Below are 22,561 nucleotides of genomic sequence, written 5' to 3'. Positions count from 1 at the left end.
ACGGTCGGTCCATGACGCGGCTCGCCGACTGGGTGCTGGGACACCGGCTCCTGATCGCGCTCTTCTGGATGGCGATCGCCGTCGGCGGCGCCGTGACCGCGCCGACGACGACCGACCGGCTCGGCTACGAGTTCGCACTGCCCGACCAGCCGGCCTACGAGACCAACCAGGACATCCTCGCCGAGACCGGCAACGGCGGCGAGGACCCGCTGCTGCTGACCGCGCAGGGCGACGGCGCGGCGGCAGCCGTGACCCGAGCGGCCGAGCAGGTCGTCCGGACCGCTGAGGGCGCCCGCGTCGTCACGCCCGACCAGGCCGACTTCCTCGCCGCCGACGACACCGCGGTCGCCGTCGTCTACCCGCGGGTGACGCCCGGGCAGGAGCCGTACGCCGCCGCGGTACCCGCGATCGAGAAGGTGCTGGAGAACGGTGCCGGCGACGGGCCGCAGGTGCGGCTGACCGGGTTCGAGCTGCTGACCGAGGGCGGGGAGTCCTCCGGCGACCGCGGCGTGCTCGCCGAGGTCCTGCTCGGTGGCGGCGGGGCGCTGCTGGTGCTGGTGCTGGTGTTCGGATCCCTGCTCGCCGGGGTGCCGCTCCTCGTCGCGGCCGTCGCGATCCTCGGCACCTTCCTCGCCCTGCTGGGCCTGACCGGCCTCACCGACGTGGTCTTCGTCGTGCAGTACCTCGTCGCCCTCATCGGCCTCGGCGTCGCGATCGACTACTCGCTGCTGCTGGTGACGCGGTGGCGGGAGGAGCTGGCCGACGGGGCGGAGAACGACCAGGCCGTGCGGACGGCGATGGCGACCGCCGGCCACAGCGTGCTCTTCAGCGGCGTCACCGTCGCGGTCTCGCTCGCCGCCCTCGTCCTGGTGCCACTCCCGTTCCTGCGCAGCATCGGCTTCGGCGGGCTGCTGATCCCGCTGTTCAGCGTGGCGACCGTGCTCACGCTGGTGCCGGCGCTGCTGAGCGCGTTCGGACCGAAGCTGCTCTGGCCGCGCGGCACCCGCGCCAGGGCCCGCTCGCCGTTCTGGACCCGGGTCGCGAAGGGCGTCGTCCACCGGCGCTGGCCGACGATCGCGCTCACCTCGGTGGTGCTGGTGCTGCTGGCGCTGCCGGTGCTCGGGCTGAGCCTCGGCTCGCCACAGCTGACCGGTGTCTCGTCGTCCTCACCCGAGTCCCGGTCGCTCACGGCCGCCGTCGACGCCGGGGTGCCGGTCGGCGTCGTACGTCCGGTCGACGTGGTCGTGCCGGCCGACGGCGACGGGGAGGCCCGCGACGCGGCCGAGGAGCTGGCGGGGATCGACGGGGTCGCCGGCGCCGTCGCCCCCGAGGGCGACGGCTGGCAGGTCGGCGACCAACGGCTGGTGCAGGTCTACCTGGCCGAGGACCCGGCGTCCGAGGACGGCCGCGCGGCGCTGGACCGGGTGCGCGACGCCGCCCCCGACGCCGACGCGGTGGGCGGCACCGCGGCGGAGGACGTCGACTTCGTCGGAGCGGTCTACGGCAACATCATCTGGGTCGTCCTCGCCGTCGTCGTCGTGACGTTCCTGCTGCTGGCACACGCCCTCCGCTCGCTGTGGCTGCCGGTCAAGGCGCTGGTGCTCAACGTCATCTCGATCGCCGCGGCCTACGGCATCACCGTGCTGATCTGGCAGGACGGCTACGGCTCGGACCTGCTGTTCGGGCAGGAGGCGACCGGCGCGGTCACCGCCTGGGTGCCGATCGCGGCGTTCGCGTTCCTCTTCGGGCTGTCGATGGACTACGAGGTCTTCATCCTGTCCCGGATGCGCGAGGCGTACGACGACCACGGCCGCACCGACGACGCCGTCGTCGACGGCATCGCCCACACCGGACGGCTGGTCACGTCGGCGGCACTGATCCTCTTCCTGTCGTTCGTGGCGCTGGCGACAGTGCCGTCGATCGACGTGAAGATCCTCGCGACCACGCTGGCTCTCGGCATCCTGCTCGACGCGGTCGTGGTGCGCGGTCTCCTCGCGCCGGCGCTGGTCGCCGTGCTCGGCGAAGCGAACTGGACGCTGCCGTCCCCGCTCGCACGGTTGCTGCGCGTCCGCCGGTCCTGACCGACACCGCTGGTTCGCTGCCGGTCAGGCGGCCCAGGGCGGCGTCCCGACGGTGGTGCCGTCGGCCATCGTCGCGGAGAAGCCGGCGCGGATCGCGACCTGGAGCCGGGCTGGCCGCCCGCCGGTGTTGGCGAGCCGGATCGGCTCGCCCGCCGGCACGATCGCGGCGTCACCCGCGGTGAGGTCGGGGCCATCGGGCGCGAGCCGGACGCTGCCGTCGAGCACGACGAAGACCTCGTCGTGGTCGAGCGTGTGCGGGTCGCCGGCCACGTCGGCGTCGACGGTCACCTGCCACACGCAGGTCTCGACGGACCCGAGAGCCGGCGAGGCGAGCGAGGTGAAGCGGATGCCGGGAAGCTCGAAGGTGGGGGCGGCGGCGGATCGGGTGATCTTCATGGTTTGCTCCTCAGATAGACAAGTACACTTGTGTAAGGTGACTTGGCTATCATGCAGGAGTGGCGACCGCTGAGCAACCTCGCGGGAAGGACGCAGGGTCCGACCTCGGCATCCTGGTGCTGGTCGCCTACCAGGGCTTCGTCCGGCAGCTGCACGTCGCGATGGCCGAGCAGGGGTTCGACGATCTCGGCCGCTCCGACGGGGTCGTGATGCGGGTGCTGAACAGCAGCCCGCGCAAGGTCAGCGAGCTGTCCGCGCTGCTGGAGATCACGCCCCAGGGGACCGCGCAGATCATCGAGGACATGGAGCGCCGCGGCTACGTCGTACGCCGTCCCGACCCGGATGACGCCCGCGCCCGCCTGGTCGACCTGAGCCCGCGCGGTCGGAAGGCGATCGACGCGGCGCGGGCGTTCCACCGCGCGTTCGAGACGCGGATGCGCCGGCGGCACGGGGCGGCCGCGATCGACGGGTTCCGTGCCGTGCTCTCGGACATGGCCGAGGCAGCACCCGGGGGGCTCGACCGCGAGCTCCGCGCCCTCTACCTGTGACGGGGCGCACCGCGCTCACAAATGCGCAATCGCGCGCCGCGGCGACTACCGTTGTCGGGTGAACGACGTAGCACCCGACCAGTCCGCCCCCGCACCGGTGACCGACTTCGCCGACCTCGGCCTCGGCTCCAAGGTGCTCAAGGCGCTGTCCGAGGTGGGCTACGAGGAGCCGTCGGCGATCCAGGCGCAGACCATCCCGCACCTCCTCGAGGGCCGCGACGTGATGGGCCTCGCGCAGACCGGCACCGGCAAGACGGCCGCGTTCGCGCTCCCGATCCTCGACCGTCTCGACATCTCCCAGAAGTCGCCGCAGGCCCTCGTCCTCGCACCCACCCGTGAGCTCGCGCTCCAGGTCTGCGAGGCCTTCGAGAAGTACGCCGCCACCACCCGCGGCGTGCACGTCCTGCCGGTCTACGGCGGCCAGGGGTACGGCGTGCAGCTGTCCGCGCTGCGCCGCGGCGTGCACATCGTCGTCGGCACCCCGGGCCGGATCATGGACCACCTCGACAAGGGCACCCTCGACCTCACCGAGCTGAAGTACCTCGTGCTCGACGAGGCCGACGAGATGCTCAACATGGGCTTCGCCGAGGACGTCGAGACGATCCTCGCCGACACCCCGGACACCAAGCAGGTCGCCCTGTTCTCGGCCACCATGCCGAAGCAGATCCGCGCCCTGTCGAAGAAGTACCTCAAGGACCCGGTCGAGATCTCGATCGAGCGCAAGACCCGCACCGCGGAGAACATCAAGCAGCGCTACCTGATCTGCAGCTACCCGCAGAAGGTCGACGCCCTCACCCGCATCCTGGAGGTCGAGAACTTCGAGGGGATGATCGTCTTCGTCCGCACGAAGAACGAGACCGAGACCCTCGCCGAGAAGCTCCGCGCCCGCGGCTTCGGTGCCGCGGCCATCAACGGCGACGTCCCCCAGGCCGTGCGCGAGCGCACCGTCAACCAGCTCAAGGACGGCAAGCTCGACATCCTGGTCGCGACCGACGTGGCGGCCCGCGGCCTCGACGTCGAGCGGATCACCCACGTCGTCAACTACGACATCCCCACCGACACCGAGTCCTACGTGCACCGCATCGGCCGCACCGGCCGGGCCGGCCGGAGCGGCGACGCGATCTCGTTCGTCACCCCGCGCGAGCGTTACCTGCTCAAGCACATCGAGAAGGCGACCCGCCAGCCGCTCGAGCAGATGCAGCTGCCGAGCGTCGACGACGTCAACGCCACCCGCCTCGCCCGCTTCGACGACAAGATCACCGAGGCGCTGGAGTCGCCGCAGATCGGGTTCTTCCGCGACGTCATCGGCCACTACGTCAAGAACCACGACGTCCCCGAGGCCGACGTCGCCGCGGCGCTCGCGATCGTGCTCCAGGGCGACACGCCCCTGGTGCTCGAGGAGGAGCCGCAGCGTCCGCGCCGCGACTACGACGACCGCGGCGGCCGCGACGGTGCCGACCGGGGCCGCCCCGACCGCGGGCCGCGCCAGCGCAGCGACAAGCCGATGGCGTCGTACAAGATCGCGGTGGGCAAGCGGCACCGCGTCGAGCCCCGCCAGATCGTCGGCGCCCTCGCCAACGAGGGCGGCCTCGGCCGCAACGACTTCGGCCGGATCACGATCCGCCCCGACTACTCGCTCGTCGAGCTCCCGGCCAAGCTGCCGGGGCCGGTCTGGGAGAAGCTCAAGGAGACCCGCATCAGCGGCAAGCTGATCGAGCTCCAGCGCGACTACGGTCCGCCGAACAAGGGCGGCAAGCGCAAGCCCCGCGACTGACCCGTCGCAAACTCGCGCTCAGATCCCGCCGAGCCGTCGCAAACTCGCACTCAGACCCCGCCGAGCCGTCGCAAACTCGCATCCAGATCCCGCCGAGCCGTCGCAAACTCGCGCCGGGTCGGCCCTCTGGGCCGTGAGTTCGAGCCGGGTCGGCGCCTTTGAGGCGCGAGTTTGAGCCGGGTCGGCGCCCCTGAGGTGTGAGTTTGAGCCGGGTCGGCGGTCAGCTCGCGTCTTGTCGGGCTTGGTGCACGTCGAGGTGCAGCAGTCGTGCGGTGAGGTCGACGAGCGGGCCGAGCAGCAGGATGACGGCGAGGGTGCCGGCGCCGACGGTGGCGCCGAGCAGCCAGCCGACGAGCGCGCCGCCGCCCTGCACGGCGCTGTAGCTCCACTTGAACGGCACCGGCGGGTCCCAGGCGAGACCGGCCGCTTCGGCCGGCCCGGCGCCGGTGCGGCTGCCGAGGTAGGCAGCGATGCCGAGTGCGAGGACGGGGAACGCGACAACCAGGAAGCCGATCCGGGCGGCCAGGCTGTCGGGGGTGCTCAGCACCTCGAGGGTGAGGGCCACGGTCGCACCGACGAGCACCACCTGCACGATCGTGCCGATGCCGGGATAGACCTTGCGCGCCGCCGCCGTGGCGACGAACGCGACGCCCACGATCAGGTTGGCGAGCCAGAACGTCATGCCCGAGGACAGCGAGATCCCGTTCACCAGCGTGGAGTAGCCGTCGGACCCCAGGTCGGCGGTGAGCAGCAGGCCGACGCCGATGCCGAGCACGATGCAGCCGCCGAGCAGCAGGACGGAACGTCGTACCCAGGTCACCGGGCCACCCTTCCACGAAGGACGCCGACCGCGATCGGACACAATGCTCGCCATGGGGGGTAGAAGTCTGGTCGTGGCGTCGGCATTCCTGGCCGGCGTGCTCGCCGGCTGCGCCGAGCCCGCCGACCCGGCGGATCCCGAGGGCAGGGGAGCCGGGGAGCCGACCGCGAGGACCTCCCCGACCGAGCCGGGGCAGCGTCCGGACAAACCGGGGAAGACCACGAAGCCTGCGGCCGCCGAGGGCGGCGCCCGGTTCGAGGTGCCGGACGCGGTGATCCTCGAGCAGCTCCGCCGCGCCGCGGAGCGGATCGCGCAGAACTACACCGCCCCGCCCACGCCCACCCCGGTCGACATCGACCCCGGCACCAATCGCGCGCTCGGCTATCAGCTGATGCTCGACTTCGGCTTCGCCGAGGAGCAGTGGCAGTACCTCGACGCCCTCTGGCACCGCGAGTCCGGCTGGAACCACCTCGCCGACAACCCCACCTCGAGCGCCTACGGCATCCCGCAGTCGCTGCCGGGCAGCAAGATGGCGGTGGTCGGTGACGACTGGCGCACCAACCCCGAGACCCAGATCCGCTGGGGCCTGGCCTACATCGCCGCGCGGTACGGCACGCCGGAGCAGGCCTGGGCCCACAGCGAGCGCACCGGCTGGTACTGAGCCCTACGGGTGGTGCGAGAAGTTCTCGATGACCAGCACCTGGATCTCGCCGACCACGCCACCGAGGATCGCGCCGACGGCGATCATCAGCGGCTCGTCGTCCTTGAAGACCGGACGGAGGATCGACTCGTACTGCTCGTTGTCGAGCTGGCCCATCTTGTCGACGATCGTCCCCTCGAGGTCGATGACGCTCATCGTGTAGTCCTGCGCATCGGCGAGGGTCTCGGGCAGCCGCTCGATGATGAGCCGCGCGGCGGAGTCCTTCATCGCGCGGTAGCGGGCACTGCCGACGGCCAGCGAGACCAGCGGAGTCGCGACGCCGGCCTGGGCGTCGATGGCGGCGTGCACCTCCTTGGCGATCAGCGCGTAGAGCTTGTCCGCGCCGGGGCCGTTGAGGATGCCCTCGAAGAGGTTCTCGGGGGAGAACAGGTCCTCGGCCAGGATCTTCGCGTAGTCCCGGGTGATCTTGTCGCGCTGGGCGTGGAGCAGGCCCTGGAACGTGAAGAGGCCGAAGTACCGCCGGGGCCGGATCGGGCGGAAGAGCATGTTGAGCGCGATGTAGTCGCTGATGAACCCGACGCCGAACCCGAACGCGGGCATGATCCACGGGTTCTTGAAGAGCGCCCAGGCAACCAGCTGCACGAGGCCGATCCCGAGCCCGAAGTAGATGCCGCTGCGCCGTACGAACGCCATCGCGTCGGTGCTGAGGGACCGCATCAGGTCGTTGAGCTTGTCCTTGTTGCGGATCAGCGTCGTGACGGCGAGGAACTGGATGTCGACGTACCGGTTGAGGTCGGCCTTCATCTCCCGCAGCAGCCGCTCGCCGACCCGCGGCGCCTGGCTGACGATGCGGGCCTGGATCGCGCGGCGGCCGGCCTCGGGCAGCGACGCCCAGAGCCCCGGCCGGATCTGCTCGGCCAGCTCCTCGGTGATCTCGGCGATCGCGGCGACGAGCGGCTCGCGCAGGTTCTCGAGCACCTCGTCCGGGTCGATCCGGTCGAGCAGCTCCTCGGGCTTGAGCAGGTTGGTGGTGAGCAGCTCGATGGTCGTCGCGGCGACCTTGCCGGCCCGGCGCGGCACGATGCCCTGCCAGCCGAACGGGCCGATCCCCTTGTACTCGACGGGGCGGTAGAGCATCTCGAGGGCGACGATCTTCGTGCTCCAGCCGACGAACGCGGCCACGAACGGCATCGAGACGTAGACCAGCCAGTTGACCGAGAAGTCGTCCTTGATCTCCGACCAGGTCTGGATCAGGGGAAGCAGCGCGGGCGCGAGGCCCGCAGTCACAGCCGGCCCCCGGTGGCCGCCTCCCAGAGCGACCGACCGAGGGCGGTCACGCGCACGGTGCGCTTGTCGACCCGAGCCGACAGCGGGCCACGGCTGCCCGCCTTGATCGCCTTCAGCACGTAGGTCTCCGCCATCAGGATCTCGTAGTCCTGCTTCATCGAGGGGTCCTCCGGGCCGCGCTCGAGCAGGCCGAGGGAGAGCAGGTGGGAGACGTACGTCGGCGTCATCGCCGGCAGCGCGAGGTTGGCCGTCCGCCCGACCAGGGAGGCGTTGGCCAGGATCACCCGCCCGGGCCCGCCGGTCGCCGTACGGGCGCGGACGGTGACGAGCGGCGAGGCCGAGCCGTCGGACAGCGCGCTGATGACACGCGCCTCGTCGGGCACCAGCTGGTCGATGATGTGGTGGAACAGCTCGGCCTGGCCGCCGTCCGTGCTCTGGTCGAGCGCGCGGTCCAGCAGGCTGCGCATCTTCTGGTCGAGGCTCGCGGACGGCCGCGGTCCCTCCAGCTCGAGCGGAGCGCGCTGCGGCGCGGGAAGCCGGGAGCTGAGCAGCCTCATCGCCTGCTGCTCGGCGAGTCCTGCGACCTTCAGGCCGACCTTGGCCGCCGCGACGGTCCGCGGCACCAGGCCGAAGGGGTCGAGGAGGGAGGCCATGGCCGAACGCTACCGACCGGGACCGGACACGAGGGACCGGACGAGGGTGACGACGTCGTCGGCGATGCCGCGTACGCCGGGGATGCGGGTCGCGCGCAGGAGCTTGTCGAGGATCGGGACCGCCTGGCGCACCAGCTGGCGGGTGCGGGTGCGGCCCGAGCTGTCGTCGTACACCCAGAACAGGACCATCCCCATCTGCACCAGCCACAGCAGCAGCGGCAGCTCCTGGCGCAGGGCGGGTGCGACCTTGAGGTCCGAGCCGTCGACGACCCGGCGCATCAGTGCGATGGCTGCCTCGCGCGTCGGCGCCGACTCCGGGGAGAACACCGAGAGCGGGCTGGTCGGCTCGGCGGCGTGCTTGAAGAACTTGCCGGCGAACTCGTGTGACGACTCGGCCACGTCGAGCCAGACCTCGAGCACGCCAGTCAGCCGAGGGACGAAGGCCTGCTCGGTGGCGAGCACACCCTCGCAGCCCTCGAGGTGGGCGGCGAAGATCTCGTCGTAGAACGCGAGGACGAGGTGCTCCTTGGACCCGAAGTAGTAGTAGGCGTTGCCCACCGAGACCCCGGCCTCCTTGGCCACGGCGCGCATGGTGGTGGCGTCGTAGCCGCCGGTCCGGAACAGCTTCGTCGCCGCCGCGACGATGGCGGCGCGGGTCTGCTCGGACTTGCTCACGACCGCCAACCTAGATCAGCCCCTGCCGGCGGTGCCGGTCCGGTGCTGGGCCGCCGCCCAGGCCTCGAGCTGGGTCTCGTAGGCCCGCGTCCGCTGGGTGTCCACCACGTGCCGGCGGCGGATGGCCGAGAACGCCTTCACGTTGACCACGTGGAGCAGACCGAGGACCAGCAGCACCACCCCGACCTTGAGGCTGAGCGACTCCACGAGCGCCTCGGCGGTCCCGACCCCATCGCCGGCGCGCAGGTAGAGCAGCACGAACCCGGCGTTGAGCAGGTAGAAGCCGACGACCAGGAGCCGGTTGGTCGCGGTCGCCACCGCGGGGTCGCTGAAGACGTCGGTCAGGAACACCTGGCCGTTTCGGGCCAGGGTGCGGCCGACCGCGACGATGACCGGCACGCAGACGACGAGGTAGAGCAGGTGGTGGGCGAGGGTCCAGTTCATGTGCGCCTCCCGAAGTTGAACGTGTTCAAATACTGGCTTGGCTCACAGTACCCCACTTTTGAACACGTTCAAACCTTGGCGCGGCAGCGGTTCACATCGGCAGCGCGATCCCGTTGTCCTCCGCCGCCAGCTCGCGGTCCGCCGAGGCGGCGGCGGCCATCCCGGCGGCCGCAGCGACGAGGACGGCGGCCATCGGCATCGGCAGTCCCGCCTGCTGGGCGATGTCGCCGGCGGCGTACACGCCCGGGCGGCTGGTGCGGCCGAGCGCGTCGACGATGATCGCGCCGACCGGTGAGCGGTCGAGGCCGAGCTGCTCGGCGAACGGAGCGGTGGGCGCCCAGGTGGTGTGCACGAACAGCCCGCCGAGCGGGACCGGCGCGGCGCCGTCGAGGAGGACCTCGAGGCTGCCCCCTGCGGGCCCGACGCCGGTGACGGGCTCGGTGCGCACCTCGACGCCCATGCGCTTCAGGGTGTCGGCGACGTCGGCGTCGAGCTCGACGCCGTCGGTGAGCACCACCCGGTGGCTCGCGATCCGCTCGAGCATCGCCGCTCGCAGCGGCAGGCTCGCGTCGGCGCCCAGGAGCCCCACGTGCTGGCCGGTGAACTCGTGGCCGTGGCAGTAGGGGCAGTGCGCCACCAGGTCGCCCCACAGGTCCGCGAGCCCCGGCACGTCCGGCAGCGTGTCGGCAACGCCCATCGCCAGCACCACCCGGCGTACGGCGACGTCGCCGACGCTGGTGTGGAGGGTGAACCCGTGGTCGGTCGCCTCGATCGTCGTGACCTCGGCCTCGACGAGGTCGACCGACGCGTAGTGCTCGAGGTCGGCGCGGGCGGCGGTGCGGAGCTCGGCGGGCGGGGTGCCGTCGTGGCCGAGGAAGTTGTGCATGGCGGTCGCCGGGTCGTTGCGGTAGCGGTCGGTGCCCAGGACCACCGTCGGGCGGTTCATCCGGCCCAGGGTCTGGGCGGCCTGCAGTCCGGCCGCACCGGCGCCGACCACGGCGACGTCGTACGTCTCGTTCATCTGCTGTCCTCTCATGTGTGAACACTTGCGCTGGTCAGCAGCGTGCGACTTAATGTCAACATGAAGTCAAGTCGTGCCGAGATCCGCTGGACGGTGGGCGAGCTCGCCGACCGCTTCGAGCTGCCGACCCACGTGCTGCGGCACTGGGAGTCGATGGGCCTGCTCGCGCCCGAGCGGGACGCCGCGGGCCGGCGCCGCTACCGCGAGGACGACGCCTATCGGGTCGCGGCGATCGTCTCCAGCAAGGCGGCCGGCATGAGCCTCGAGCAGATCCGCTCGCTGCTCGACTCCGAGGCCGAGGGCCGTCACAAGATCCTCATCGACCACCTCGCCGACCTCGAGGCGCGGATGGCGGAGATGGAGCGCTCCCGCCACCTGACCCAGCACGCGTTGGAGTGCCGGGCGCACGACGTCGCGAACTGCCCGAACTTCCGGTCGCACGTGGCCGACCTGGTCGCCGGCACCCGGCGCGGGCTGCACCCGCAACGGCACGCGACGGAGCACCCCCGGCAGCACCCCGTCGCTGACCCTGGTCAACGGGGGCGCTCCCGTGCTTGAGTGACCTGCGTCACATCTGGTACGGCCCGTACCCCGGGTCGTCGTCTCGGCGAAAGGTCATCCATGCCTGCATCCCGCTCCCGGCTGCTGCCGGCCGCGATCCTGTCGGTCCTCGCGGCCCTGCTCGCACTCACCCTCCAGGCCCCGGCAGCACACGCCGCCGGCCCGTCGTACGTCGCGCTCGGCGACTCCTACGCCTCCGGCGTGGGCACCCGCTCCTACATCAGCGACGGCTCGAGCTGCCAGCGCTCGACGTACGCCTACCCCTACCTGGTGGCCCAGCAGCGTGGCTACTCGCTGAGCTTCCAGGCGTGCTCGGGAGCGACGACCTCGACCGTCACCAACAGCCAGCTGAGCGCGCTCAGCTCGACGACGCGGTACGTCACGATCTCCGTCGGTGGCAACGACGCCGGGTTCTCCAGCGTGATCACCGAGTGCGCGCTGCCGGGCTGGATGTCCAACTGCGACGGCAAGATCAACACCGCCCAGTCGTTCATCAACAACACGCTGCCGGGGCGGCTGAGCACGCTCTATGCCGCGATCCGGTCGCGCGCGCCGGGCGCCGTCGTCGTCGTGACCGGCTACCCGCGGCTGTTCCAGGGCGAGGACTGCAACGCGGCGACGTTCTTCTCCCCGGCCGAGGAGACCCGGCTCAACCAGACCGCCGACCTGCTCAACGCGAAGCTGTCGGCCGCCGCGTCGGCCCGCGGCTTCAAGTTCGCCAACCCCACCAGCCGCTTCATCGGGCACGCGGTGTGCGACGACGTCGAGTGGCTCAACGGCCTGTCGAACCCGATCAGCGAGAGCTACCACCCCAACCGGGCCGGGCAGTCGTCCGGCTACACGCCGATCGTCAGCCCGCTGCTGGTCGGCTGACCCTCACCCCTGCATCGGGCGATAGACCAGGATCGCGCCCGCGGCCGGGTCGCCGTCGACGTCGACCAACGACAGCTCGTACGAGCGACCCGGCCAGACCACGTCGTTGATCGCATGAGCACCGGCGCCACCGGCGAGACCGTCGCTCGTCCGGACCGGCCCGAGGTCCTCCCTGATCTCGAGCCACGCCCCGTCCGGTCCCGGCACCATGCCGAGCACCCGCGGACCGTCGAGGTCGTCGAGACGGTGACGCCGGCCGACCGCGTCCTCGAGCTGCCACAGTCGACCGTCGCGCTCGATCACCTCCGGGACCTCGGCCCCGCGCACGACCGTGCCCGCGGACGAGCCGTAGGCAGCGGCGCCGAGGACGGTGCCGGGGAAGGCGACGACCTCCTCGCCGTACAGCCGGTCGGTCGTCCAGATCCGGACCTCGTGCCGGCCGCTCTCGGTCCCACCGCTCGACACGTAGCCGCCCCCGGCGGGGTCCTCGTCGTCGACGTCGCGGCAGCGCCCGGACTCGGTCGCGCCGTCATCGATCGACATCACGAAGTAGACCCCCGGCGCCCCGTTGCTGTCGCAGTGTCGCGCCACGTCGATGTCCGTCAGCCGGCCCGTCACCGTGAACGACGCCTCGGCCGCGCCAGGGCGGGCGAACACGGCGCCGAGGCGGGGCTTGCCGGCCACCCGGTCGCGGAACACGACGGTGCCGCTCGTGTCCGCGAGGCCGGGGGCCAGGTCTGCCGTGCGTTCGTACGTCGCGAGGCCGACCCGGGTGTCTCCCGAGCCGCCGGTGACGGTGAGGGTGAGCGTCCCGTCATCGCCGATGGGGAACGGGTCGTCGAGACGACTCGGTCCGACCACCCGCGCCAGCAGCACGCCGTCCAGCCGCAGGGCAGCGGTCGAGCCCGGCGGCAGGTCGTCGACCGCGACCGTGACGGCGCGGGCGGCTCCGGAGGCAGGGAGGTCGAGCTCCACGTGGCCCTCGCCCGGCTCGGACTCAGCGCTGGTCTCGAACCGGTAGGGGAAGTCGAGGATCCGGACCTCCCGAGGGACGACGTGGCCGGCGACCTCGAGCTCGTCGTTCGGGGCCGGACCGTCGTCCAGCGCGGGCAGCACGCCGAACCCCACGACCGCGGCGACCGCGGCCGCCGCGGCGGCGAGCCCCGCCTGCCGCCGCCGGCGGCGGGTCCGGATCCTGCCCTGGACCCCGGCGGCGCGGGCCGGGTGCTCGTCGTGGGCGACCGTGGCCGCGTCGGCGGCGAGCGCGGCCCTGAGGTCGTCGATCGTGTTCATCGCAGCTCTCCCGTCTGCTCGTTCCGCTCCTCGGCCAGTGCGGGGTCGATCCGCAGCTTGCCCAGTGCCTTGCTCAGCTGGCTCTTGACGGTCCCCGTGCTGCACCCGAGGGTGGCGGCGGTCTCGGCCTCGGACAGGTCCTCGAAGTACCGGAGCACGACGACCGCCCGCTGCCGCTTCGGCAGCCGGCCGATCGCCGCCGCCAGGTCGTGCCGCTCCGCGGCGGTGGCCGTCGCGTCGTCCCGGACCGGGGAGTCCGGCAGGTCGTGGCTGGGCCGCTCGCCGTTCCACCTCCGCCGCCACCAGCTGGCATAGGTGTTCACGAGGATCTTCCGCACGTAGGGCTCCGGGCGGGACTCGATCCGCGACCAGGAGAACCATGCCTTGCTGAGCGCGGTCTGGAGGAGGTCCTCGGCGAGCGCGTGGTCCCGCGTCAGCAGGTAGGCCGTGCGGAGGAGGGCCTGCGACCGCGACCCGACGAACTCGTCGAAGTCGGCACGATCGGACACCCGGCTCCCCCGTTCAGCGGTCATCGTCGTCATGTCCGGTGGGACCGTCGAGCCCGCGGGATCGGTTGCCTGCGTCGCCCGAGAAGAATTCCGACCGGCTGGTAGAACCTTCGCATGCGACGGATCTCGGCAGCGTCGGTCGGTACGGCGGTCGGCGTGCTCGCGCTCGCCGGCCTGGCCGGGTGCAGTGGCGACGACGACGGCGACGGCGGCGGCTCGACCGATGCGGTGACCGCCGTGCTCGCCGACCTGACGGCGGGTCTCACGGACCCCGAGACGCTGGCAGACGTGCGTTGGTTCAAGGGCGGGGACGGTGCCGGCGCCCGCTACGAGGAGATCGTCGACGGCATGGCGGGGATCACGCCCGCCGTGACCGCCGACGACGTCGAGGTCGACGGGGACACCGCGACGGCGACGTTGGCCTGGTCGTGGCCGGTCGTCGAGGACGCCGAGCCCTGGACCTACGAGACGGCGGTCGAGCTGCGCGACGCCGACGGCTGGCAGCCGGTGTGGACGCCGGGGCTCGTCGAGCCGAGCCTCGAGGAGGACGAGGTCCTCGACGCCACCACCGCCCCGGCCGACCGCGGGGACATCATCGGAGCCGAGGGCCAGGTCCTGGTGACCGAACGACCGGTGCTGCGGTTCGGCATCGACCGGGTGCGCGTCGACCTGCCCGCGGCAGCCGAGTCGGCGCGAGCACTGGCGCAGCTGGTCGGCGTCGACGTGGCGCCGTACGTCAAGGCCGTGCGGGCCTCCGGCGACCGCGCCTTCGTCGAGGCCATCTCGTTCCGCGAGGACGAGGTGCCGCCGGCCGTGCTGTCGTCGTACGAGGACATCGACGGGGCGATCGCCCTCGCCGACGAGATCGCGCTGGCACCGACACGGGAGTTCGCGGCGCCGATCCTCGGCCGGGTCGGGCCGGTCACCGCGGAGATGATCGAGGAGGACCCCGACCGCTACCGGGTCGGTGACATCGCCGGCGTCAGCGGCCTCCAGGCACGGTACGACGAGCGGCTCGGTGGCACGCCCGGGCGGGTCGTCGAGGCCGTCTCGGAGACCGAGGCCGAGGCCGGGCGAGAGTTGTTCCGCGTCGACACCGTCGACGGCGAGCCGCTCGAGCTGACCCTCGACCGGCATCTGCAGCAGGAGGCCGAGCGGGTGCTCGCCGGCGTCGGCCCGGCCAGCGCGATCGTCGCGATCCGGCCGAGCGACGGGGCGATCCTCGCCGCCGCCAACGGGCCGGGCACCGGCGGTCAGAACTTCGCGACCTACGGGCAGTTCCCGCCCGGGTCGACCTTCAAGCTCGTCAGCAGCCTGGCCCTGCTGCGCGCCGGGCTGGACCCCGACAGCACCGTCAGCTGCCCGTCGACGCTGACCGTCGACGGCAAGGAGTTCGGCAACTACAGCGACTACCCGAGCTCGGCCACCGGCGACATCCCCCTGCGCACCGCCCTCGCGCAGTCGTGCAACACGGCGTTCATCGGCGCGCGGGACGAGCTCGGCGACTCCGACCTCGCCGCGGCTGCCGCCAGCCTCGGCTTCGGTGTCGACCACGACCTGGGCTTCCCCGCCTACTTCGGCAGCGTCGAGCCGCCCGCCAGCGAGACCGAGGCCGCCGCCGACCTGATCGGCCAGGGCACCATCCTCGCCTCGCCGATGACGATGGCCACGGTCATCGCGTCCGTGCAGGAGGGGGCTCTCGTCGTACCCACCCTCATCGCGGACTACGAGGTCGCGCCCCACGACCACACGGCGCTGACGGACGAGGAGGCGCAGCAGCTCAGGGAGATGGCGCGCGGCGTCGTCACCGGCGGCAGCGGCTCGCAGCTCGCCGACGTGCCCGGACCGCCGGTCATCGCGAAGACCGGCACGGCGGAGTTCGCCGCCGAGGACGGCAGCATCCAGACCCATGCCTGGATGGTCGCCGCCCAGGGCGACCTCGCGGTCGCCGTGTTCGTCGGCCTCGGCGAGTCCGGCTCCCGCACCGCCGGGCCGCTGCTCGAGGAGTTCCTCCGCGCTGCGGGGTAGGTCGAAAATCAAGCGAGCCCCGGGGCTGCATGGGGTCAGCGGCCGGGGCTCGGTCGCATCGTAGAGTGCTCCCTCCGAGACGACGCGACGAGCCTACCTGTCGTTTCCCGATGTGGCACGAAACCGGAGAAGATTGACGCCACCGAGGGGGCGCCGGAGACAGAATTCCCAGCCCGGTGCCACAGTGGCCCCATGAGCACCGAGACCCTGCCCGCGGACCGTCGTCAGCTGTTCATCGGAGGCCAGTGGCGCGCCGCGTCGGAGGGCGGGCGCTTCGACGTCCTCGACCCGGCCGACGGCTCGGTCCTGGCCGACGTCGCCGACGGCACCGTCGACGACGCCCGGGCCGCGCTCGACGCCGCCGTCGCCGCGCAGGACGAGTGGGCGGGCACCGATCCCCGGGAGCGCGGCGAGATCCTGCGCCGCGGTTTCGAGATGGTCACCGGCCGGGCCGACGAGGTTGCCCGGCTGATGAGCCTGGAGATGGGCAAGACGATCACGGAGGCCAAGGGCGAGGTGACGTACGGCGCCGAGTTCCTCCGCTGGTTCTCCGAGGAGGCCGTGCGCATCCACGGCCGGTGGATGAAGGCGCCGACCGGGAACACCCGGCTGCTCACGATCAAGAAGCCGGTCGGCCCGTGCTTCTTCATCACGCCGTGGAACTTCCCGCTCGCGATGGGCACCCGCAAGATCGGCCCCGCCGTCGCCGCGGGCTGCACGATGGTCGTCAAGCCCGCGTCGCAGACGCCGCTCACGATGCTGCTGCTCGCGGACATCCTGACCGAGGCCGGCCTGCCGGACGGCGTCCTCAACGTCGTCACCACCACCAGCTCGAGCAAGGTCGGTGAGGCGCTGATCGCCGACCCGCGGCTGCGGAAGCTGAGCTTCACCGGGTCGACCGAGGTCGGCAAGGGCCTGGTGCGCCAGGCGGCCGACCAGCTCCAGCGGGTCAGCATGGAGCTCGGCGGCAACGCCCCGTTCCTGGTGTTCGGCGACGCCGACGTCGACGCCGCCGTGGACGGCGCGATGATCGCCAAGATGCGCAACATGGGCGAGGCCTGCACGGCCGCCAACCGGTTCCTCGTCGAGGAGTCGGTCGCCGAGGAGTTCGCCGCGAAGCTGGCCGAGCGGATGGGCGCGCTCACGCTCGGCCGGGGGCAGGACGACGGCGTCGACGTCGGCCCGCTCATCGACGAGAAGGCGGTCGAGAGCGTCACCGCCCTCGTCGACCAGGCGGTCTCGGCCGGCGCCCGGGTCGTGACCGGTGGCACCGCCCCCGACGGTCCCGGCTACTTCTTCAGCCCGACCGTCCTCGCCGACGTGCCACCCGACGCCGACGTCAACCGCGAGGAGATCTTCGGCCCGGTCGCGCCGATCACGACGTTCACCTCCGAGGAGGAGGCGGTGACGCGCGCCAACGAGTCGGAGTACGGGCTGACGGCGTACGTCTACACCCGCGACCTCGGCCGCACCATCCGGATGGCGGAGTCGCTGGCCTTCGGCATGGTCGGCGTCAACTCCGGCCTGGTCTCCAACCCCGCAGCACCGTTCGGCGGCGTGAAGGCCAGCGGGTTCGGCCGCGAGGGAGGCTTCGAGGGCATCGAGGAGTACCTCGACACGACGTACGTCGCCCTGCCCGGCGGCTGACCGCGCCGCTGCTGCCACACTCACGCCATGAAGGTGCGGGGAGCGATCGCGGAGAAGTACGCCGAGTTCGCGACCTACGCCGCCGACGACTCGCCGTGCTTCGAGGACTGGGCGCTCGGCGTCGCCCACGACCCAGCGGCGCACGAGTGGCTGGCCACGCTCCCGGACGTGAAGCAGCAGCCGAACTTGGTGTTCGCGGCCGCGCGCTGGCACGGCGTCCCTGCGCCGGCGCCGTACGACGCGCTCCGGTCGGCGCTCCTCGCCGACGACGGCTCGATCCGCGCGACGATCCTCGACCGTGCCACCCAGACCAACGAGGCCGGCCGGATGGCGACGCTGCTGCCGGCGATCGTCCTCGCGGCCGAGGGGCGCCCGGTCGCGCTGCTCGAGGCCGGCGCGAGCGCCGGGATCTGCCTCTTCCCGGACCGGTGGAGCTATGAGTGGTCGACCGCGGACGGCGTCCGCCGGCTCGCGCCCGACCCGGCCGCGCCGACCCTGACCTGCGCCGTCACCGGCCCAGCCCCGTTGCCCGCCGAGCTGCCGGACGTCCGCTGGCGCGGCGGCATCGACCTCAACCCGCTCGACGTCCGCTCCGAGGCCGACCTGTCCTGGCTGCTCACGCTCGTCTGGCCCGAGCACGACGACCGTCGCGCCCAGCTCGCCCGGGCGATCGAGGTCGCCCGCGCCGACCCGCCCACCCTCCACCAGGGCGATCTCCTCGACCTGCTGCCGGGCGTGGTCGACGAGGCCGCGGCGGCGGTGGGTCCCGACGGCCTCGTGATCGTCTTCCACTCCGCCGTCATCGCCTACCTCGACGACGCCGCCCGCGACCGCTACGACGAGCTCGTCCGCGGCTTGGTCTCCGCCGGCCGGTGCCGATGGATCAGCAACGAGGGGCGGCACGTCCTCCCGACCGTCACCGCCACCGGACCGCCTCCGCCGAGCGGGCAGTTCGTCCTCGGGCTCGACGGCGTCTCGCTCGGCCACACCCACGGGCACGGGCGGACGCTGCACTGGTGGGAGTGACGCTGCGCGGGGCTTGATGGGTGGGTCGTGCGGGTGGGGCGGTGGTGCCGGTAGGTCCTCGGCCTGCGCGGGAGGGCTCGCGCCGGCGGGGCAACCACATCCGTCCCCCAGCAGCGCGGTCGCTTCGCTCCCGCGGTGCTGGGCGCCGCAGCCAGACCCATCCACGCCCCGCCGGCGCGACCCTCCCGCTTGACCTGGACCTCCCGGCCCCACCGCCCGGCGAGCACGACCGACCCCTCGGGGTGGGTGGGTTCCCACCTGTCGTGCTCGCCGGTGACCGGCCACGTGGCACATCGAAACCACGTCCACCCCGTCGTGGAGCCGGGTGTGGCGCGGGCGTGGCCTGCCCTCCCCTGGCCGGTGCGGGGCGTGGGCCCCGGTGGGCGAGTCCGGGCCCCGCCGGCTCCGAAGGCGGGCTCGTCGGCCTCGGCGTGCCCGGCCGGCGTTGCGCGTGACTCGGGCGGCCGGGCCCTGGTTGATCTGGCCGGCGGAAAAGGCCCGGCTTTGAAGCCGACCGGGGCCCACGCCCCGCGCCGGCCCGACCCGGGCAGTCCACGCCCGACACACACCGACCGGCGCAACCCACCAAGCCCCGCGCAGCGGCTTGACTTCAAGCGGACTTGAACTTGTCCACTGATCCTCATGAGAGCGATCAGGTTGCACGAGCTCGGACCCGCGGAGAACCTCGTCCTCGACGAGCTGCCGGACCTGGAGCCCGGGGCCGGGCAGGTGCGGATCGCGGTGGCGGCAGCCGGCGTCCACCTCCTCGACACCACGCTCCGGCGCGGGGAGCCGGGGCCGATCCCGGCGCCGGCGCTGCCGACGATCCCGGGGCGCGAGGTCGCGGGGGTCGTCGACCGGGTGGGGCCGGGCGTGCACGAGGGGTGGGTCGGTCGGCGGGTGGTGGCGCACCTGGGGCCGGTGCCGGGCGGGTACGCCGAGCAGGCGGTCTGCGACGTCGACCTGGTCTACGAGGTGCCCGCGTCGATCTCGCTGCCCGACGCGATCGCGGCCGTCGGCACCGGTCGGACGGCGCTCGGCGTGGTCGAGCTCGAGCCGCCCACTGCTGACGACGTCGTGCTGGTGCCGTCGGCCGCCGGCGGGCTCGGGTGGCTGCTCGCCCAGTCCGCGCTCGAGGCCGGGGCCCAGGTGGTCGTGGCCGCGCGCGGGGCGGAGCGGGTCGCGAAGCTCGCCGACCTCGGCGCCCACCTGGTCGTCGACTACGGAGAGCCGGACTGGCAGCGGCAGGTGCGGGCGTCGTACGACGGTCCCGACGGCGTCACGCTGGTCTACGACGGCGTCGGCGGTGCCGTGGGTCGGACCGCGCTGGAGCTGCTCCGGCCCGGCGGGCGGCTGGTGATGTTCGGGTACTCGGCAGGCTCGCCGACACAGCTCACGACCAGCGACCTGGTCGAGCGGGGGATCTCCGCGGGGTGGTCGCTGGGGCCGCGGATGGCGGCGCTGCCGGGCGGGATCCCGGGGCTCGCGTTCCGGGCGATCGAGCGGGTGGCGGCGGGACGCTGGCGACCGCTGGTGACGTCGTACCCGCTCGCCGAGGCGGCCCGCGCGCACGCCGACCTCGAGGGCCGCCGGGCGCTCGGGAAGGTGGTGCTGGAGCCGGCGATGAATCCGGTAGGCACTGTCGGTCCTGACCGTCAGACTGTTCTTCAGGAGACCCCATGACCGATCAGCTGACCACGCCCGCACCCGCGCCCGAGAGCCCGCAGCCGCCCTCGCCGCGTCGGCTGCCGCGCGCGCTCACGCCGTTCCGGCACTCCGCCTACCGGCGACTCGGCATCGCGCTCGTGCTGGGCGCCTTCGCCGGCGGTGTCTGGGTGGTGGCGCTGGTCTGGGAGGTCATCCGGATCGGTGGCGGCGCCGGCCAGCTGTCGGTGGTGTCGACGGCGGGAGCCGTCGGCGTGCTGCTCCCCGCGCTCCTCGGTGGCGTGGTCGCCGACCGGGTGCCGCAGAAGCTGATCCTGCTCGTCGTCGCGGCGGTCGAGACCACGGGTATGGCGATCGTCGCCCTGTTGTCGTGGACCGACCGGACCGAGGTCTGGCACCTGGCCGTGGTGTCGTTCGCGACCGGTGCGGCCATGGCGTTCTACTACCCCGCCTACTCCGCCTGGCTGCCCGCGCTGGTGCCCGAGGAGGACCTGATGGCGGTCAACGGGTTCGAGGGCATGGTGCGACCGACGGTCGGCCAGGCGCTCGGGCCCGCGCTGGCCGGCATCGTCGTCGGCGCGGTCTCGACGTCCGCTGCGCTCGGGCTGGCCGCCGCCTTCCACGTGCTGGGCATCATCGCGCTGACGGCGGTGCCGCTCACCGCCGTCCGCCGGGCGTCCGTCGACGACGAGGAGGAGGCGGCTCCCGCCTCGGTGCTCGCCGACATGCGCGAGGGCTTCGCCTACATGGTCCGGACGCCCTGGCTCCTCGCCACGCTGCTGTTCGCCTCGGTGATGCTCCTGGTGATGATGGGCCCCCTCGAGGTGCTCATCCCGTTCCTGGTCAAGGACAAGCTGGACGGCGGTCCCGGTGACCACGCAGCCGTGCTCGCGGCCTTCGGCATCGGCGGTGCGGTCGGCTCGATGGTCATGGCCTCGCTGCAGATGCCGCGTCGTTACCTCACCTGGATGAACCTGATGTGGGGGCTGGCCTGCCTGCCCTTCTTCGTCATGGGCATCGCGGGCCACATCTGGGTGATCGTCGCGATGGCCTTCCTGTCCGGCGTGCTGTTCTCCGCGCCGATGGTGATCTGGGGGACCCTGCTGCAGCGCCGGGTGCCGCCCCACCTGCTCGGACGCGTCGCGTCGCTCGACTTCTTCGTCTCGATCAGCCTGATGCCGGTGTCGCTGGCGCTGGCCGGTCCGGTGGCGAGCTGGATCGGCGTCGAGGCGACGTTCACCATCGCTGCCGTGGTGCCGGTGGTCGCAGCCGTGCTCGCGGTGTGGCTGGCCAAGCTGCCGGCCGACGAGCTCGCGAACCCGTTGCGGGACGCACCGCAGGCAGAGCCGGAGGCGTCAGTCCGCTAGGGCCGCGAGGATCTCGGCGTTGTGGCGGTAGCCGTGGGCCTCGTAGCCGATGACGGTGACCCACGGCGCGAGCGAGAGCACCAGCAGGCACCAGGTCAGCTCGACGTCGCCGGCGGCCATGACGACGGGAACGACCAGCAGTGCGATCGTGCCGACGACGAGGAGCACGTGGAAGGGGTCGATCGAGCGGCTGACGACGGCGTAGAAGACGTAGAGCGCCACCAGGTAGAAGCCGAGCGGGACCGCGACGGTGAGCACCGTGCCGACGAGGCCGATGTGCGACTCGTGGGCGAGGAAGTACGCCGCCACGTGCACGCCCGCCCCCACCGCGACGATCGCGCCGAACAGGACCATGTGGCCGTAGCCCCAGCCGAACGAACGGTCCGGACGCGCGTGCAGGATCTCACCGTGGGGGATCGAGAAGTAGGTCCACCACATGCCGAACGTCAGCGCGGTGCCGGCGGCCGCCAGCAGCGCGACGTCGAGGTCGATGCCGTGCTCGGCCAGGGCGGTCAACGTCGCCATCGTGCCGATCAGCCCCTCGCCGAGGGCGATGATCACCATCAGCCCGTAGCGCTCCGCGATGTGGTGCGGGTGCCACGGCGTCGCGAGGCGCCGTTCGGCGATGACCGGCGCTGCCACCTCGATCACCAGCGGGATGCACACGAGGAGGAACGTCGTCGTCACCGGGAGGTCGACGAGGGCGAAGAAGCACCACATCACCTGCGACACGAGCAGGCTGCCCATGTAGAGCGCGTGCGTGCTGCGGCGGTCGGGGTCGCTGCGCGTGGCGCGCCACCACTGGAACAGCAGGCCGGCTCGCATCACGACGTAGCCCCACACCATCACGTCGTTGTCGAGGGTGTCGCCGTGGTGGATCGACTCGAACATCGCGGGCAGGCCGAGGGCGAACACCAGGACCCCGACCATCTGCACCATCGTCGTCAGCCGGAACAGCCAGTCGTCGGTGTCGTAGGCGGAGGCGAACCAGGTGAAGTTGATCCAGGCCCACGAGATCGCGAACGTCGCGAACGCGAAGCCGACGATGCCGGCGCCGACGTGGTCCTCGGCGAGTGCGTGGGCGAGCTCGTTGGCCGCCGTGCCGAACGCCACGACGAACGTGAGGTCGAAGAGCAGCTCGAGGGTGGTCGCCGCGCGGTGCTCCTCGTGAGGGTCACGGCCGGACATCGGCCGGGTGCGGTGCCGCAGGGACGGGACGTCGGGCATGGGCC

Annotated in this window: 21 protein-coding genes; 11 read left to right on the top strand and 10 right to left on the bottom strand. The window is 72.3% G+C overall.

The window, feature by feature from the left end:
• Window positions 1-11 precede the first annotated feature (11 nt).
• A complete protein-coding gene (locus tag DJ010_RS11980) occupies window positions 12-2,081 on the top strand; it encodes an MMPL family transporter (RefSeq protein WP_109694004.1) in 2,070 nt (689 codons plus the stop codon).
• A gap of 24 nt (window positions 2,082-2,105) precedes the next feature.
• Here the strand turns inward: DJ010_RS11980 and DJ010_RS11975 are convergent, their stop codons facing one another.
• On the bottom strand, window positions 2,106-2,477 hold the full coding sequence (locus tag DJ010_RS11975) for a cupin domain-containing protein (protein WP_109694002.1): 372 nt from the start codon (window positions 2,475-2,477) through the stop codon (window positions 2,106-2,108).
• A 59-nt stretch (window positions 2,478-2,536) separates the two neighbouring features.
• Between DJ010_RS11975 and DJ010_RS11970 the strand changes: the two genes are divergently transcribed.
• Both DJ010_RS11970 and DJ010_RS11965 read left to right on the top strand, forming a co-directional pair.
• Complete coding sequence (locus tag DJ010_RS11970) at window positions 2,537-3,025, top strand: MarR family winged helix-turn-helix transcriptional regulator (protein WP_109694000.1); 489 nt, start codon at window positions 2,537-2,539, stop codon at window positions 3,023-3,025.
• A 58-nt stretch (window positions 3,026-3,083) separates the two neighbouring features.
• Window positions 3,084-4,799 (top strand): DEAD/DEAH box helicase, encoded by a 1,716-nt coding sequence (locus tag DJ010_RS11965; protein WP_109693998.1) that lies wholly within the window; start codon window positions 3,084-3,086, stop codon window positions 4,797-4,799.
• A gap of 220 nt (window positions 4,800-5,019) precedes the next feature.
• Here the strand turns inward: DJ010_RS11965 and DJ010_RS11960 are convergent, their stop codons facing one another.
• Window positions 5,020-5,619: a YczE/YyaS/YitT family protein gene (locus tag DJ010_RS11960; RefSeq protein WP_109693996.1), complete on the bottom strand. Its 600-nt coding sequence runs from the start codon at window positions 5,617-5,619 to the stop codon at window positions 5,020-5,022.
• A 73-nt stretch (window positions 5,620-5,692) separates the two neighbouring features.
• Between DJ010_RS11960 and DJ010_RS11955 the strand changes: the two genes are divergently transcribed.
• Window positions 5,693-6,280, top strand: a complete 588-nt coding sequence (locus DJ010_RS11955) for an aggregation-promoting factor C-terminal-like domain-containing protein (protein ID WP_109693994.1) — start codon at window positions 5,693-5,695, stop codon at window positions 6,278-6,280.
• Window positions 6,281-6,283: 3 nt separating this feature from the next.
• On the opposite strand, the gene DJ010_RS11950 is transcribed toward DJ010_RS11955, so the two are convergent.
• The 5 genes from DJ010_RS11950 to DJ010_RS11930 all read right to left on the bottom strand — a co-directional run bounded on the left by DJ010_RS11950 (window position 6,284) and on the right by DJ010_RS11930 (window position 10,375).
• Complete coding sequence (locus DJ010_RS11950; RefSeq protein ID WP_245927482.1) at window positions 6,284-7,567, bottom strand: hypothetical protein; 1,284 nt, start codon at window positions 7,565-7,567, stop codon at window positions 6,284-6,286.
• The gene (locus DJ010_RS11945) at window positions 7,564-8,220 is read right to left on the bottom strand and encodes an Abi-alpha family protein (protein WP_109693992.1); all 657 of its coding nucleotides are present in this window, start codon (window positions 8,218-8,220) and stop codon (window positions 7,564-7,566) included. Before DJ010_RS11945 ends, DJ010_RS11950 begins: the two co-directional genes overlap by 4 nt.
• A 9-nt stretch (window positions 8,221-8,229) precedes the next feature.
• Entirely contained in the window at window positions 8,230-8,895 is a 666-nt protein-coding gene (locus DJ010_RS11940; protein ID WP_109693990.1) for a TetR/AcrR family transcriptional regulator, read from the bottom strand.
• A gap of 15 nt (window positions 8,896-8,910) precedes the next feature.
• On the bottom strand, window positions 8,911-9,339 hold the full coding sequence (locus tag DJ010_RS11935; RefSeq protein ID WP_109693988.1) for a hypothetical protein: 429 nt from the start codon (window positions 9,337-9,339) through the stop codon (window positions 8,911-8,913).
• Window positions 9,340-9,430: 91 nt separating this feature from the next.
• Window positions 9,431-10,375 (bottom strand): NAD(P)/FAD-dependent oxidoreductase, encoded by a 945-nt coding sequence (locus DJ010_RS11930; protein WP_211318764.1) that lies wholly within the window; start codon window positions 10,373-10,375, stop codon window positions 9,431-9,433.
• A gap of 45 nt (window positions 10,376-10,420) precedes the next feature.
• Here DJ010_RS11930 and DJ010_RS11925 point away from each other — a divergent pair, with 45 nt between their 5' ends.
• Both DJ010_RS11925 and DJ010_RS11920 read left to right on the top strand, forming a co-directional pair.
• Window positions 10,421-10,918, top strand: coding sequence for a MerR family transcriptional regulator (locus DJ010_RS11925; RefSeq protein ID WP_109693984.1), 498 nt, complete (start codon window positions 10,421-10,423; stop codon window positions 10,916-10,918).
• Between the two features lie 63 nt (window positions 10,919-10,981).
• A complete protein-coding gene (locus DJ010_RS11920) occupies window positions 10,982-11,794 on the top strand; it encodes an SGNH/GDSL hydrolase family protein (protein WP_109693982.1) in 813 nt (270 codons plus the stop codon).
• Between the two features lie 3 nt (window positions 11,795-11,797).
• Here the strand turns inward: DJ010_RS11920 and DJ010_RS11915 are convergent, their stop codons facing one another.
• Window positions 11,798-13,087, bottom strand: a complete 1,290-nt coding sequence (locus tag DJ010_RS11915) for a hypothetical protein (RefSeq protein WP_109693980.1) — start codon at window positions 13,085-13,087, stop codon at window positions 11,798-11,800.
• Window positions 13,084-13,620, bottom strand: a complete 537-nt coding sequence (locus tag DJ010_RS11910) for a SigE family RNA polymerase sigma factor (RefSeq protein WP_245927481.1) — start codon at window positions 13,618-13,620, stop codon at window positions 13,084-13,086. Before DJ010_RS11910 ends, DJ010_RS11915 begins: the two co-directional genes overlap by 4 nt.
• Window positions 13,621-13,710: 90 nt before the next feature.
• On the opposite strand from DJ010_RS11910, the gene DJ010_RS11905 reads away from it, so the two are divergent.
• The 5 genes from DJ010_RS11905 to DJ010_RS11885 all read left to right on the top strand — a co-directional run bounded on the left by DJ010_RS11905 (window position 13,711) and on the right by DJ010_RS11885 (window position 21,329).
• Window positions 13,711-15,624 (top strand): penicillin-binding transpeptidase domain-containing protein, encoded by a 1,914-nt coding sequence (locus DJ010_RS11905; RefSeq protein WP_211318763.1) that lies wholly within the window; start codon window positions 13,711-13,713, stop codon window positions 15,622-15,624.
• A 192-nt stretch (window positions 15,625-15,816) separates the two neighbouring features.
• Window positions 15,817-17,271 (top strand): NAD-dependent succinate-semialdehyde dehydrogenase, encoded by a 1,455-nt coding sequence (locus DJ010_RS11900; protein WP_109693976.1) that lies wholly within the window; start codon window positions 15,817-15,819, stop codon window positions 17,269-17,271.
• Between the two features lie 27 nt (window positions 17,272-17,298).
• Window positions 17,299-18,297, top strand: a complete 999-nt coding sequence (locus DJ010_RS11895; RefSeq protein WP_109693974.1) for a DUF2332 domain-containing protein — start codon at window positions 17,299-17,301, stop codon at window positions 18,295-18,297.
• Window positions 18,298-18,939: 642 nt separating this feature from the next.
• On the top strand, window positions 18,940-19,980 hold the full coding sequence (locus tag DJ010_RS11890; protein WP_109693972.1) for a zinc-binding dehydrogenase: 1,041 nt from the start codon (window positions 18,940-18,942) through the stop codon (window positions 19,978-19,980).
• Window positions 19,977-21,329, top strand: a complete 1,353-nt coding sequence (locus DJ010_RS11885; RefSeq protein WP_109693970.1) for an MFS transporter — start codon at window positions 19,977-19,979, stop codon at window positions 21,327-21,329. Before DJ010_RS11890 ends, DJ010_RS11885 begins: the two co-directional genes overlap by 4 nt.
• Here DJ010_RS11885 and DJ010_RS11880 read toward each other — a convergent pair.
• Window positions 21,318-22,556, bottom strand: a complete 1,239-nt coding sequence (locus DJ010_RS11880; protein WP_245927479.1) for a low temperature requirement protein A — start codon at window positions 22,554-22,556, stop codon at window positions 21,318-21,320. The genes DJ010_RS11885 and DJ010_RS11880 overlap by 12 nt on opposite strands.
• Between the last annotated feature and the right edge of the window lie 5 nt (window positions 22,557-22,561).

Origin of the sequence: Nocardioides silvaticus (genome assembly GCF_003160695.1) — a bacterium.
Taxonomy (GTDB): domain Bacteria; phylum Actinomycetota; class Actinomycetes; order Propionibacteriales; family Nocardioidaceae; genus Nocardioides; species Nocardioides silvaticus.
The sequence above is the reverse complement of the archived record's forward strand: the minus strand, read 5'-3'. Positions and strand labels throughout refer to the sequence as shown.